This is a genomic window from Sphingomonas sp. Leaf23 (genome assembly GCF_001421585.1).
GTDB lineage: Bacteria > Pseudomonadota > Alphaproteobacteria > Sphingomonadales > Sphingomonadaceae > Sphingomonas.
The window spans coordinates 17,019-30,756 of the sequence record NZ_LMKR01000007.1 but is presented as its reverse complement, the minus strand read 5'-3'; the positions used below and the strand labels follow the sequence as shown (position 1 = coordinate 30,756).

At 68.9% G+C, this 13,738-nt stretch carries 11 protein-coding genes; 4 read left to right on the top strand and 7 right to left on the bottom strand.

Annotated features, from left to right (window positions below; translation table 11 throughout):
• Positions 1-25 precede the first annotated feature (25 nt).
• The 4 genes from ASE67_RS16955 to ASE67_RS16940 all read right to left on the bottom strand — a co-directional run bounded on the left by ASE67_RS16955 (position 26) and on the right by ASE67_RS16940 (position 5,314).
• Positions 26-2,455: an ABC transporter permease gene (locus ASE67_RS16955; RefSeq protein WP_055764063.1), complete on the bottom strand. Its 2,430-nt coding sequence runs from the start codon at positions 2,453-2,455 to the stop codon at positions 26-28.
• Between the two features lie 22 nt (positions 2,456-2,477).
• On the bottom strand, positions 2,478-3,224 hold the full coding sequence (locus tag ASE67_RS16950; RefSeq protein WP_055764061.1) for a GIN domain-containing protein: 747 nt from the start codon (positions 3,222-3,224) through the stop codon (positions 2,478-2,480).
• A 101-nt stretch (positions 3,225-3,325) separates the two neighbouring features.
• On the bottom strand, positions 3,326-4,015 hold the full coding sequence (locus ASE67_RS16945) for an ABC transporter ATP-binding protein (protein ID WP_055764059.1): 690 nt from the start codon (positions 4,013-4,015) through the stop codon (positions 3,326-3,328).
• A gap of 12 nt (positions 4,016-4,027) precedes the next feature.
• Complete coding sequence (locus ASE67_RS16940; RefSeq protein ID WP_235511977.1) at positions 4,028-5,314, bottom strand: efflux RND transporter periplasmic adaptor subunit; 1,287 nt, start codon at positions 5,312-5,314, stop codon at positions 4,028-4,030.
• Between the two features lie 93 nt (positions 5,315-5,407).
• Between ASE67_RS16940 and ASE67_RS16935 the strand changes: the two genes are divergently transcribed.
• The 3 genes from ASE67_RS16935 (at position 5,408) to ASE67_RS16925 (ending at position 8,885) form a co-directional block, all read left to right on the top strand.
• Positions 5,408-6,646, top strand: coding sequence for a sigma-54-dependent transcriptional regulator (locus tag ASE67_RS16935; protein WP_235511976.1), 1,239 nt, complete (start codon positions 5,408-5,410; stop codon positions 6,644-6,646).
• Between the two features lie 231 nt (positions 6,647-6,877).
• Positions 6,878-8,008 carry a sensor histidine kinase gene (locus ASE67_RS16930; RefSeq protein WP_055764056.1) on the top strand — a complete coding sequence of 377 codons (1,131 nt, stop codon included), beginning with the start codon at positions 6,878-6,880 and terminating at the stop codon, positions 8,006-8,008.
• A 307-nt stretch (positions 8,009-8,315) separates the two neighbouring features.
• Positions 8,316-8,885 (top strand): class I SAM-dependent methyltransferase, encoded by a 570-nt coding sequence (locus ASE67_RS16925; protein ID WP_055764054.1) that lies wholly within the window; start codon positions 8,316-8,318, stop codon positions 8,883-8,885.
• A 360-nt stretch (positions 8,886-9,245) separates the two neighbouring features.
• Here the strand turns inward: ASE67_RS16925 and ASE67_RS18335 are convergent, their stop codons facing one another.
• The 3 genes from ASE67_RS18335 to parA form a co-directional block, all read right to left on the bottom strand.
• The gene (locus tag ASE67_RS18335) at positions 9,246-9,422 is read right to left on the bottom strand and encodes a hypothetical protein (RefSeq protein ID WP_156348687.1); all 177 of its coding nucleotides are present in this window, start codon (positions 9,420-9,422) and stop codon (positions 9,246-9,248) included.
• A gap of 104 nt (positions 9,423-9,526) precedes the next feature.
• Positions 9,527-9,799, bottom strand: a complete 273-nt coding sequence (locus tag ASE67_RS16920; RefSeq protein WP_055764052.1) for a ribbon-helix-helix domain-containing protein — start codon at positions 9,797-9,799, stop codon at positions 9,527-9,529.
• Positions 9,796-10,449, bottom strand: a complete 654-nt coding sequence (gene parA, locus ASE67_RS16915; protein ID WP_055764050.1) for a ParA family partition ATPase — start codon at positions 10,447-10,449, stop codon at positions 9,796-9,798. Before parA ends, ASE67_RS16920 begins: the two co-directional genes overlap by 4 nt.
• Positions 10,450-10,664: 215 nt before the next feature.
• On the opposite strand from parA, the gene ASE67_RS16910 reads away from it, so the two are divergent.
• A complete protein-coding gene (locus ASE67_RS16910; RefSeq protein WP_055764048.1) occupies positions 10,665-13,706 on the top strand; it encodes a TonB-dependent receptor in 3,042 nt (1,013 codons plus the stop codon).
• Positions 13,707-13,738: the final 32 nt, after the last annotated feature.

Sequence of the window (13,738 nt, the reverse complement as noted above, 5' to 3'; positions counted from 1 at the left end):
GGCCACCAACCACGCCCCACCCCCCTTAATCGTGCCGCAGCGCCCAGGCCGGGGCCGCCCGACTGGCGCGCAGCGACTGGCCGAGCACGGTCAGCACCGCGACCGCCACCGCCACCACGCTGGCCCCGATAAAGAACAGCGGCGACAGCGCGATCGCATCCTCGAACCCGGCCAGCCAGGTGCGCATCGCAAGGAACGCCAGCGGCCAGGCGACGAGGTTCGCGATCAGCACAGGGCGCAGGAACTGCCCGACCAGCAGCTTCACGATATCCCCCGACGACGCGCCCAGCGTCTTGCGGATGCCGATCTCCCGCGTCCGCCGCGCGGTGTTGAACGAGGCGAGGCCCCACAGCCCGACGCAGCCGATCAGCACGGCAAGCCCCGCGCCGATCCCGAACAGCCGCGTCGCACGGTCGTCGGCTTCGTAGAAGTCGGCGAGGCGTTCGTCGGCGGTCTGTCCGGCGAACGGTACCTGCGGCACCATCCGCTGCCACAGGTCGCGCACCGCCGTCAGCGCGGTGCGCGGGTCGCCGCTTACCCGGATCGCGATGACCGAGGTTTCGATCGCCTCCGGCGAACGGTAATACAGGTAATAGGTCGGCGAGACCGGGCTGCGCGGCGTGTCGAAGCGCAGGTCGTCGACCACGCCGATGATTGTGCGCGGCCGGTCGCCGCCCACCGTCTTGCCGATCGCATCCTGTGCCGATGCGAAGCGCAGCGGGGTCAGTGCCCGGCGGTTGATGACGATGTTGGTCGGATTGGTCGGCTTGCGCCCGGTGATGTCGTCCGCGCCATGCGCGTCGTCGAACCACCGCCCGGCGATCAGCCGCGCGCCATGCGTTTCGAAGAAGCGCGGGCTGACCCGTACCCACGTCAGCGATGGTCCCGATCCGGCGACGCCGGGCAACGGCACGTTGGTATTGTTGCCCTCGCCGCTGCCGCCGGGCGTCGCATTGGCGATCGTGGCGTCCTTCACCTGCGGCAGCGCGCGGATAGCGGTGAGGATGGCAGGCTTGCGCGCCGCCGGCACCGCCGGGTCGGTACCCGACGTCACCAGCAGCAGCCCATCGCGCTGGAACCCCAGGTCGGCAGCGCGGACGTGCCGCGTCTGCGCAACCAGTACCGCGGTCCCGATCATGAAGGCGATGGCAAGGCCGAACTGCCCGATCACCAGCGCCTCGCGCACCCGCGCCCCCGCCCGTCCGCCACCGGGCGAGCGCGCCGATGCCAGCACCGAAGCGGCGGGAAAGCGCGACAGCAGGATCGCCGGATATATCCCCGCAGCCATGCCGACGACCACCGTCAGCACCGCCAGCGCCGGCACTACCTGCGCATAGGGCATCGTCAACGACAACCCGCCCGCCGCATTGACCAATGGCAGCCCCAGTTCGGCAAGGATCAGCCCGAACAGCGCCGCGATGGCGACGGTCAGCACCGCCTCCCCCAGAAACTGGCGCACCAGCGTGGCACGGTCGGCGCCCAGAACCTTGCGCATCGCGACTTCACGGGCGCGCAGGCCGGCGCGGGCGGTGGCGAGGTTCACGTAATTGACCACCGCGATCAGCAGCGTCAGCACACCCACCAGCCCCAGCGTGACGACGGTCGTCTTCGCGCTGCTGCTGTCCTGCCCCTGCGGTTCAAGGTGCAGGTCGGTCAGAGGCAGGAGTTGCAGATGTTGGAAATCCGATGGCTTGCCACTGCCGTCGCTCAGTTCCTTGCCGCGCCGGTCGACGAACGCGGTCAGCTTGCCTTCGAACGCACGCGCGGCAGCAGGGGTGTCGAACCGCAGGAAGGTGGACAGCGACGCGCTGCCCCAATGATACCAGTATCGGCTCGCCATATCCTGCGTGATCGGCATCAATACCGACAGCTTCAGGTCGCTGTTGTCGGGCAGGTCGCGGAACACGGCGGCGACGCGGTATGTCCGCACCTTGTCCATCGACACGACCAATGTCTGCCCGATCGGATCGCGGGTACCGAAATAGGCGCGCGCGGTCTTCTGGTCGATCGCGACATTGCCCGGTTGTGCCAGCGCAGTCGCCGCATTGCCCGCGACCATCGGCAGGGGAAAGACGTCGAAGAACGCCGCATCGACCTGTCCCGCATCGACCTTGGTCGCGCGGCCGTTCATCAGGATGGAGCCGGCCCCCTGCCCACCACTGATCCGCGTGCCGACGACGCCCGGAAAATCCTCATGCATCTGGTCTAGCAGGCCACCCATCGTCGTTGCATAGGCACCGTCCGCCGGGCTGTCGGGCATGGTCCACACCGTCTGCACGACATAGACCTTGTCGTGATCGGGCAGCCATTTTTCATAGCTGGTCTCGTACCGGACATAGAGGCCGAGGATCAGGAACACCGCGATCCCGACCGCGAGGCCGCCGATGTTGAGCGCGGCATAGAGCTTGTGGCGCACAAGCGAGCGATAGAGCGACAGCAAAGCGAAGCGGTTCATGGCGTGTCCCCTCTTTCCCGTGTCAGCCGCAGGTGACGCGGGCCATGCCGCTCTTGCTCACCGAACAGGCCGGACGGCCGGTAACGGTCACGCGCGCGATGCCGCTGGCGTCGATCCCCGCCGGGCCGTCGACGGCGGCGCGCACCGATCCGGTGCCGCTGGCGCGGATCGACAGCGCCTGCGTTCGAATTGTCGACGTGTCGACATTGCCCGTCCCGCTGGCCGCGATCGCCAGCGCATCGGCCCGGCCGGCGGCGGTGATCGTGCCGGTGCCGCTCAGGTCCAGCGACAGCCGGGCGGCCTGCACGCCGTTCAGCTTTGCCGTGCCCGTCCCCGACAGGGTGACGACCGCGCGATCCGATCGCAGGCCGTCGATGGTCAGGCCGACGGTACCGCGCATCGTTGCGGCAAAGGTCGGACTGTTCAGCGCGGCGATGCGTACCGATCCGGTGCCGCTCGCCTCGATCGCCTGCAGCCGTGGCAGGGTGATGGCGATGGTCGCGGCGGGCTTGCCCGCGCGGCTGTCGCAGGTGCCCTTCGCACGCAGCAGCGTCAGCACCCGACCGCGCACTGCGACGCCGATCGCGGCGAGCGACCCGGCCTGCCCCTGTGCCCGGACGGAGAACCCTGCGCCGAAGGTGATGGCGACATGATCGCAGCCCTGCACGGCGATGCGGTCGAACCCGGCGGCGGCGAAGCTGCGGACGTCCTGCGCCATGGCCGGGGTCGGCAGGAGGGTGGCGAGCAGCGCGAGAGGGAGGAGTTTCATGGGGAGGTCTCCGAAGAGGAAATGGGGAAGACTGGGTTCGTGGCCCTGGCCCCCCGCCTGCGCGGGGGTACGTACGGGTTGGGGGCGGACCACGGGAAAGCTCACATCGCCCGCATGGCGCTGGCGACGATCCGCCCATCGAGCATGTCGATCCGCCGCTTCGCCATGTCGGCATGCGCGGGCGAGTGTGTGACCATCACGATCGTCGCGCCTTCGCCGTTCAGGCCCATCAGGATGTTCATCACCTGCTCGCCATTGGCGGTGTCGAGGTTGCCGGTCGGTTCGTCGGCCAGGATCAGCTTCGGATCGCCGACGATCGCGCGGGCGATGGCGGCGCGCTGCTGCTGCCCGCCCGACAGCTGGTGCGGGAAATGACGGGCGCGGTGGGCGATGCCGACCTTGTCCATCGCCGCCGCCACCCGTCCCTTGCGCCCTCCGCTGCTGGCGCCGACATCGCCGCGATAGGCGAGGCCCAGCGCCACATTCTCCTCGATCGTCAGCTCGTCGATCAGGTTGAAGCTCTGGAACACGAAGCCGAGCGTCGATCCGCGGAACTTGGCCAGTTCGCTCTCGCCCATCGTCGCGAGGTCCTGCGCGCCGAACAGGTACTTGCCCCCGGTCGGGCGGTCGACGGTGCCGAGCGTGTTGAGCAACGTCGACTTGCCGCAGCCCGACGGCCCCATGATCGCGACGAATTCGCCCGCCTCGACCGCCAGGTTGATGTCGGCCAGCGCGGTCGTCTCCACTTCGTCGGAAACATAGCGGCGCTGGATATTCTCTAACCGGATCATGGGCTTCCCCCCTTATCGGATGTTGATGGCGTCGCCCTTCACGGACGACAAATTGGTGGTGACGATGCGGTCGCCGGGGTTCAGCCCCGACAGGATCTCGACCGCTTCCGGATTGCGGCGGCCGACCTTCACCGGGCGGCGCGTGGCATGGGTGCCATCGGCATCGACGACGAAGGCGAACGCGCCATTGTCCACCGCCAGCCACCCGCCGACCGGGGCCACCACCGCCTTCGACGCGGCACCCAGCGTGATGCGGATGTCGAGGGTCTGGCCCCGGTTGAGGTTCGCGGGCGTGGTGTCGAAGGTCAGTTCCACCCGGAACCGCCCTTCCTTCACGGCGGGCAGCACTTTGCTGACGGTCAGGGTCGCGCCTTCCGCGCGTGCCTTCTGCCCCACCGCCACGCGGCCGAGATAATATTCGTCGACATCGGCGGTCAGCTTCCACGACCCTTCGCTGTCGACCTGCCCCGCCGGATCGCCGGGTTTCAGCGTCTGGCCGGGTTGCAACGTGAAGTTGGTCAGCCGCCCGGCCGCCGGCGCGCGAATGGTCAGCGCCGACAGCCCGCCGCGCACCGCCGCAAGGTTGCCCGACAGCCGTGCCTGCGTGTCCGCCAGGCGCTGCCCCTGCGTCGCGGTGATCCGCGCCTCGGTCCCCGCCCCGGCGCGCAGCTGCGCCAGGCGCCGCGCCTGATACTCCGCCTCGGCGCGATAGCCCGCGACCCCGGCCTCGGTCACGATCCCCTTGTCGAACAGCTGCTGGCGGATCGCCAGGTCGCGCCGCGCCTTGATAAGATCATATTCCGCCTGCGACACCTGTGCCGAGCGGTCGAGCCGGCTGCGCTCGATCCCCAGCCCTTCGCCGGCGATGCTGCCCAGCTGGCTGGCGATCGCCGCCTCGCGGGTCAGCACGTCCAACCGCAGTTCGGGATTGGCGAGCGTGGCGAGTGGCTGGCCGGCGGCGACCATCGCCCCGTCCTGCACCAGCAATTGTTCGACCTGCCCGCCCGACAGCACCCCGACCAGCGTGGTCAGCCGCGGCGCGACGGTGGCGCGCACCGGCAGGTAATCGTCGAACGCCCCGCGCGTGACCTCGCCCGTCTCGATCGCGCTGGCGGCGATATCGGTCGATCCGGCGGCGGGCAGCCAGCGCCACAGCGCCACCGCCGCCAGCACCGCCGCGACCACGATCCACGTCACGCGCCGTTGCCACCATGCACGACGGGGCCGCGCGATGCGCTTGTCCATCGCCGCGCCGGGGGGTGTTTCGGTGGTGCTTGCGCCCTGTGTCGCTTCGGTCATCATGGACCCAGTGTCACCGATCGGGGCGGAAAATCCTAAGTGTCTGAACTATCGCCATATTCCACCGACTGTCCGCCGGGTGACCGTCCGGTCGTGGACAGCCTGTCCGGAAATGGACAGTCGCCGGCAGCGTCAAGCGGCCTGTCGGTGCTGCTGATCGACGACAATGCCAGCATCGCCGAATCGATCGCGCTGGCGCTGCGGCTCGGCCGGCACCGGATCGACTGCGCGTCCGGACCGGAGGAGGCGCTGTCGCGCCTTGCCGCCACGCGCTACGACGTGATCCTGCTCGATATGAACTACGCCGCGAACCGCACCGACGGGGCAGAGGGGCTGGCGCTGCTGGCGCGCATCCTATCCGACGATCCGGGGGCTGCCGTGGTGGTCATCACCGCGCATAGCGGGGTGCGGATCGCGGTAGAGGCGATGCGCGCCGGCGCGCGCGACTTCATCATGAAGCCGTGGCGCAACGCCGACCTGCTCGCCCGCATCGCCGCCGCCGCCGCGCCACGCGCGGTGACCGCGACCGCCCCGGTCGCGGCGGAACCCGCCCGGCTGCTGGGCGACAGCCCCGTGATCGAGCGGCTGCGCGCGCTGATCCGGCGGATCGGCCCGACCGAAGCCGGGGTGGTCGTCACCGGCCCGGCGGGATCGGGACGCGGGCTGGCCGCCGCCGCGCTCCACGCCGCATCGCCCCATGCGGCGACGGCGATGCCGGTGATCGACCTGCGCGACGATGCGGCGTGGGGGCTGCTCGACAATCCCGCGCCGACCTTCCTGCTGCGCCATCCCGACCGGTTGGGGGAGGTGGCGCAGGCCCGGCTGCTCGCGCGGATCGCGCCCGCGACGCGCTGCATCGCCATCGCCGACAGCGCGGCCGGCATTTTGCCCGCGCTCGCCCGCCGCATCGCCACCGTCGAGATCGCGGTGCCGCCGCTGGCGACGCGGGCGGGCGACGCGCTGCTGCTCGCGCGCCATTTCGCGCGGATCGCGGCGGTGCGCTATGCCCGGCCAATACCCCGTTTCACGCCGGCGGCGGAAGCGCGCATCCTGTCGGGGCCATGGGCGGACGAGGTGCGGGGGCTGGGCGCGGCGGTCGAGCGCGCAATCCTGCTGGGCGAGGGCGATACGATCGATGCGGCGCTGCTCGCCCCCGATCCCGTCGTGGCGGTGGCAGAAAGCCCCGCCGCCCGCTTCGACCTCGACGAGAACGAGCGCGCGGTGATCGAGGCGGCGCTGCGCGAACATCGCCACAATGTCAGCCACGCGGCGGCCGCGCTGGGTCTGAGCCGGGGCGCGCTGTACCGCCGGATGGCGCGCCATGGGTTGTAGGGGAGGCCGGCTTCGGAGGTGGGGCGGTCGGGCCCGACCATCCCCGTCCCGTATCCCCGCGCAGGCGGGGATTCAGATCCCCAAGGAATCCCCTGCGTTCAGGACCCTGGCCCCCCGCCTGCGCGGGGGTACGATGGAGGCCGGGCGGGTCGGTCGTTCCTTCGCCGGGGTACGAGGGGGCTTGGAGCAATCGGCCCTGCCGGCGCTGTCACCCGTATCGAGCCGCCGACCATGCTGACCCCCGAGCGTCGCCGCACCCTTGCCGCGTTCGGGTCGGGCGTCCTCCTCACCGCCGGCGGGGCCGCTGCTCTGGCCGCTGCGCAGGCGGGGATGTGGGGTACATTGCTCGGCGCGGGCGGCGTGGTTGCGTGGGCGCTGGCGCTCGGCTGCTGGATCGCGGCGCGGCGGGGCGTCGCCCCTGCCCCGACCCTTGCGCGGGCGAGCGACGGGCCGATCGCCGCGCTGCTCGACCAGGTGCCGGTCCCGCTGCTGCGGATCGAGGGCGATCGGGTCCGCGCGATCAACCGCGCCGCCCGCGCGCTGTTCGTCGCCGACGACCGCATCCCCGCGCCGCCCGCCGCCCTCACCGATCCCGCCCGGCACCATCTGCGCCATGCCGGGCGGCGCTGGCGGATCGATGCGGTGACGCTGGGCGACGCGCACCGCCTTGCCGCGCTGATCGATGTCGATGCCGAGGAACATGCCGCGCAGGAGCGCGCGCAGGACGAGATGATCGATATTCTCGGCCACGAACTGCTGAACGGCCTGTCGCCGATCGTGTCGCTGGCCGACAGCGCGGTGACGGCGGCGGCACAGGGCGATGCGATGCTGGGCGATATCCTTGCCACGCTGGCCCGCCGGGCGGAGGGGCTGGAGGGCTTTACCCGCGCCTATCGCGCGCTGGCGCGGCTGCCCGATCCGGTGGTCGCCCCGGTCGCGCTGGACGAACTGGCCGATGATCTGGCGCGGCTGTTCGCCGGGCGCTTCGGCGAAACGGTCGCGCTGGCGGTGCGCGCGGACGGCACCGCGACCCTCGACCGGGGACAAGTCGTGCAGGCGGTGTGGGCACTGCTGCAGAACGGTGCCGAGGCCGCGCTGACCGCCCCCGCCCCGCCCCCCACCCCGCCCAGCGTCACGCTGTCGATCACCGGCGGCGCGCGGCTGACGATCGAGGTCGCCGACAGCGGCCCCGGCATCGCCGCCGCCGACCGCGCGCGGATCTTTCGCCCCTTCCACACCGACAAGGCCGGCGGATCGGGCATCGGCCTGACGCTGGCCCGCCGCATCGCCCGCGCGCATGGCGGGGAATTGGTGCTGCTCGACACCGGCGAGACGCGGTTCCGGCTGACGGTGCCAGCGTGATCGACATGTCGACAGGTCGAGCGGTCGACGTAGGTGGCGAGCGTCCGGAGTTGGCGGGGAAGCAGCCTTGCCGCCCCCGGCCGATGCGATCTGTTCGCACGATAGCTGCTTCGTCCCGCCCGGTACCCACGCCGTACCCCCGCGCAGGCGGGGGGCCAGAGTCCCGAGCGGAGGCCGCTGTTCTGCTTGGCCATGGGCCCCCGCCTGCGCGGGGGCACGGTGGTGTCTGGGCGGCCGGTCGGACCATCATGCCAACGCGACATCTTAACCATCCGACATGTCGACACCTCTACCTGTCGGAACGTCGATGAACGACCCTACCCATGGCTGGGAGGCGGTTGCCGGGCGGTTCGCCGCGATCCGCAGCGATGTGGGCGTGGACGTCGTGCGCCGCTGGGCGGTGGACCTGCCGCCGGGGGGTAGCGTGGTCGATATCGGGTGCGGCAGCGGACGTCCGGTCGCGCTGGTGCTGGCCGGGGCGGGGTTTGCGGTGTCGGGCATCGACCCCTCCCCGACCCTGCTCGCCGCGTTCCGCCGCGCGCTGCCCGGTGCACCGGCGGCGTGCGAGACGGCGGAGGCGAGCGACTATTTCGGGCAACGCTTCGATGGCGCGGTGGCGATCGGGCTGTTGTTCCTGCTGCCGCCGGCGACGCAGGCGGTGGTGATCGGCCGGGTCGCGCAGGCGTTGCGGCCGGGTGGGCGGTTCCTGTTCAGCGCGCCGTCGGTTGCCTGTCGCTGGACCGACACGCTGACCGGGCGGGAGTCTCGGTCGCTGGGCGAGGCGGGGTACCGCGTGCTGCTGGAGGAGGCTGGATTGCGGTTGATCGACGGCCATGAAGACAGCGGCGGCAATCATTATTTCGCGGCGGTCGGATAGGGCGGCGGTGGAGCGGGACCGGTGGGCAAACTTACCATGCTCGCCGTGCCCCCGCGCAGGCGGGGGTCTAGGGTCCCGAGCGCCGGCCGCTGCTCTGCCTGGCCCCGGGGCCCCGCCTGCGCGGGGGCACGGCGAATGGACGGGGTTTGTGAAGGCTTCGATCGGGTCCGGGGCGGCAATCGGCGTGGCCGACACTCACCCAAGAAACGGCGGAAAACCGCCAAAGGTCACTAAGTTCACACTCGCGCGCTATTTGCAGCGGCGCGCGCGGGGCGTGGTGGGTGCCGACGATGGGACAGAGCGTCGGGCGAGCCTGTCACGGTATCGCAATGTAGGAAAGGGGAGCCCGCGCGACGTCCGTCAGTGGCCGTAGCGCTTGACCCCGCGCTGGCGCAGCTTGCGGCGTTTGCGGCGGTGCAGCACGACGCCGAGCGCAGGCCCGCCGATCAGCAACACGATGCCGATGATGGCATAGGCAAGAAGTTCGCGGGAGACGTCCATGCCAGTTTCTTGCAATCCGGTGACCGGATTGTCCATGCCGCACATTAACTTTTGTTCATTTGCACGCGTCGTTCACCGACAAAATATGCCGCACCACCGCATGACGCGTCGACAGGTCGACAACCCGACAGGTCGACGCCTCAATCGCCGATGGGACTTTCGCCATATTTCCGAAGGACATCGTTGAACGCCTCCGCCATCAGCGCCTGCAGGCTGCGGTCCTGTCGCCGGGCCAGCATGTGCATCGCCAGCGACATGTCGGGGGTGAAGAAGCCGGCGATCTGCTTGCGGCCCTGCCGGCTTGCCGGGCCTTTCGTGTCGGCCGCAACGGGCGCGGCAGGTGTCGGCGCGGGAGTTGCCGCCGGGGCGGGAGTGCGGTCGCGCAGATTGGCGAAGGACGGCTTGCGGCTCATGACGCGACCTTTCTGAAGCGGGGGGCAGGCATGTCGAGCTGTCGACATGTCCACTTGTATAGTTCGCGGACTTCCTCGGCGGCCTTGCCGGCGGGTTCGCTTTCCATGACCGTCCGCCCCTCGGCGCTGGCATGGCGGTAGGCGGCGCGATCGGGCAGCAGCACGGGGCACGGCGGCGTGCCGAAGCCATCGACCAGCTCGCCCGCCTCCTGATAGATGCGCGGCGCATTGGGCGGGCCGGCGGTGAACACGACAAAGGCCGGGCGACGCAGCAGCTGCACCAGCTTCGCCGTCGTCTGGATCGCCGACAGGTCGAAGGCGCTGGGCCGGCACGGGATCAGCACCAGGTCCGCCGCCTCCACCGCCGCGCGCGCCGCGCTGTCGGCGTGCGGCGGCGTGTCGATCACGATCACCTCCGCGCCCTGTTCCTTCGCCGCCGCGATCTTGGCGGCCAGGCGGGGCGGGGGGCTGTCGATCACCTCGGGCGGGGCTTCCTGCCGCCACGCCGCCCATTGGCTGGCGGTCGCCTGCGGATCGGTATCGACGACCAGCGCGACCCGGCCCGAAGCCTGTGCAGCGGCGGCCAGATGCAGCGCGAGCGTGGTTTTCCCCGCGCCGCCCTTTTGCGAAATGATGGCGATGGTCGGCATGTCGGCGCTTCTACGTGTCGACATGCCGACAGGTCAAGCTGTCGGATGATCGACATGTTGCATCGACCGCAAAGACACAGTGCCGATGTAATCGTCGTCAAAAAGGTTGCCGGGCGGTGATTGAACGTTTGACAACGCGAGAAATTATTTAATATCAATTTTATTAAATAGAAGCGGGGTGCCACGTCGCGCCACCGCAGCATGGGGAGGTTTTCATGCGTCACGGTTCGTCGTCGATCGTCCGTTCGATGCTGCTCGGGGCAGTGTCCGTCCTGGGGCTTGCCACACCGGCATTGGCCCAGAGTGATCCCACCGCCACCGCCGATCAGGCCGAGGCACCCGCCGACGACATCGTCGTTACCGGCATCCGCGCCTCGCAGGCCCGCTCGGTCGAGATCAAGCGCAATGCCGACAGCGTGGTCGAGGCGATCAGCGCGCAGGACATCGGCAAGCTGCCCGACGTCACCATCTCCGACTCGCTGCAACGCATCCCCGGCGTGCAAATCCGGCGTGAGGCGGGCGAGGGCGGCGCGGTCAACATCCGCGGGCTGCCGCAGGTCACGACCCTGATGAACGGCGAACAGTTCCTCGGCGCCAATTCGGTGACGACGGTACAGCCGAACTTCACCGACATCCCGTCGCAGCTGTTCTCGGGCGCGACGGTGTTCAAATCGCCGACCGCATCGCTGCAACAGGCGGGCCTGTCGGGCACCGTCGACCTGCTGACCCGCCGGCCGATGGACCTGAAGCAGGGCTTCACACTGTCGGCCGCTGCCGAGGGGCAATATGGCGACAAGACCGAGAAGTGGAGCCCGTCGGCCAACGGCCTGATCGCCTATCATGGCGACCGGTTCGGGGTGCTGGTTTCGGCGGCCTATAGCGACCTGACGCTCGGCAACAGCTTCCGGGGCATCCAGGACTATGGCGTCGCGCTCAACACCGAAGCCGGCAGCGCGACCAACCAGGGCGCGTTCGCGACCGGCAACAACGGCGTCAGCCGGGGGCGTGCGGTGCGTAACGGCGCGGGCACGATCATCGGCTATGACGTGAACGGCGACGGCGACGCCAATGACGCGTTCATCACGCCGCAGTCGCACACCGCGTGGAACCGCATCACCAACCGCGAACGCTTCGGCGCCAACGCCTCGCTGCAGTTCGAGATCAACGATGCACTGAAGCTGACCGCCGACGGTTTCTACACCCGCCAGACGCAATATGACCGCACCGCCGGGTTTCAGTTCCAGAATGTCGACTGGCTGTCGTCACCGTTCCTGCCGACGAAATCGCGCGATACCGGCGCGGTCGTGAACGGCTACAACGTCAACACGGTGCAGCAATATACCTATAGCCTGCCCAGCTTCGACAGCTATTCGGAAACCTTCCGCACCAAGAGCGAGTCGCAGAACTACAATGTCCAGCTCGACTGGCAGCCGAGCGACCAGTTCAAGGGCACGATCCGCGGGATCTATGGCAAGGCATCGCGCAAGCGCGACCAGGCCTACACCCAGTTCAGCCTGACCAACGGCACGCAATGGGCGTATAACGGCGTCGGCAACTATCCGGCATCGGTCGGCGGCGACCGCCAGTTCAATCCGACCGGTTACCAGATCTACAGCCAGACCGCGACCGTCGACTATTCGAGCGGCGCGCCGGTGTTCGGCTTCTCGCCCGCGTTCCTGGCACAGGCGTCCGATCCGTCGCGCTATGGCCTGAAGACGATTTCGTCGGAGGGCAACCAGTATCAGAATGGCGACCTGTGGGCGGTGCGCGCCGACGGCGAATACAGCGCCGACAATGGCGTGAAGCTGGCGTTCGGCGGACGCTATGGCGAACGCAGCGTCGACCAGTTCACGTTCGATCGCGTCTCGCCCTTCTATGCCGGCAACACCGACAATGCCGCCAATCCGGCGGGCGGGTGCCTGGTCAAGTGGAAGGCGTTCGACGTCAACCTGAACGACAACAAGTGCGCGGTGCGCGATGCGCAGGGCAATGCCTATACCGCGGGCTATACCCGGCAGGCGAACGACCCGATCTTTGCCGGCCTCATCAAGCAATATGCCCTGCCCGCCGGCGGCGCGCCCGCGCTCTATGCGCTCGACCCGCACGCGATGGACGACAGCGAGGCGTGGCAGAATAAATTCTATCCAGGCAGCCAGAACCTGGTGAACCCGGCCGACAGCTTCACGGTCAATGTCAGCCAGATTTCGGGCTATGGCCAGGTGTCGGGCGAAGGCGTGCTACTGGGCATGCCGTTCCGCGCCAATGGCGGGTTGCAGGTGGTCAACACCCGCCTGAACGTGCGCCAGAACATCGTCGGCGCGCCGCAGCCTTACGGTGTGTCGGGGGTCGATGCCGGCGACGTCGTGACGAAGCGCGAGTTCACCGACTTCCTGCCCGCGTTCAACGTCGCGTTCGACGTGACCGACAAGCTGCGCGCCCGCGCCGCCTTCTCCAAGACGATGACGGTCCTCGACTTCCTGCAATGGGGCGGCGGCCTGAACGTCAATTACGCGATCAACACGCAGGTGAACCCGGCCCGGTTCGAGGCGCGGACGGCGGATTCGCGCGGCAACCCGAACCTGAACCCGTGGCGCGCGACCAATGCCGAGGCGAGCCTGGAATATTATACCGGGCGCTCCAGTCTGGTCGCGGTCGGTGCGTTCTACATCTCGGTCGACAGCTTCATCACGACGACGACCGAGACCCGCACCGACATCCCTGACAATGACGGCGTGATCCGCCGCCCGGTCATCACCAACACGCTGGCACAAGGTGAAGGCGGCACGCTGAAGGGGATCGAGGCATCGGCGCGCCAGTCACTGGCCGATTATGGGGTGAACGGCTTCCTCGGCGGGTTCGGCGTCGATGCCAACTACACGCTGTCGCTGGGCGATGCGGGGCAGGTCGACCTGGCGGGCAACAAGATGCCGTTCCAGGACAACAGCAAGCATCAGGTGAACGCGGCTTTGTGGTTCGAGAAATACGGGTTGCAGGCGCGCGTCGCCTATAACTTCCGCTCGAAGCGGCTCGCCTCGTCCAACTATGGCGGTATCCAGGGCCTCGCCCAGTATCAGGAGCCGACCCATTATCTCGATGCCTCGATCAGCTACGACATCACGCCGCAGTTCAGCGTGTACGGCCAGGCATCGAACCTGACCGGCGAGACCGAGCGCTATTACCTGACTTGGCAGGATCAGGTGTTCAACGAGAATATCTATGAGCGCCGCTTCATCGCCGGCGTGCGGGCGAAGTTCTGATCGGGATGGCGACGTGTCGAGGTGTCGACATG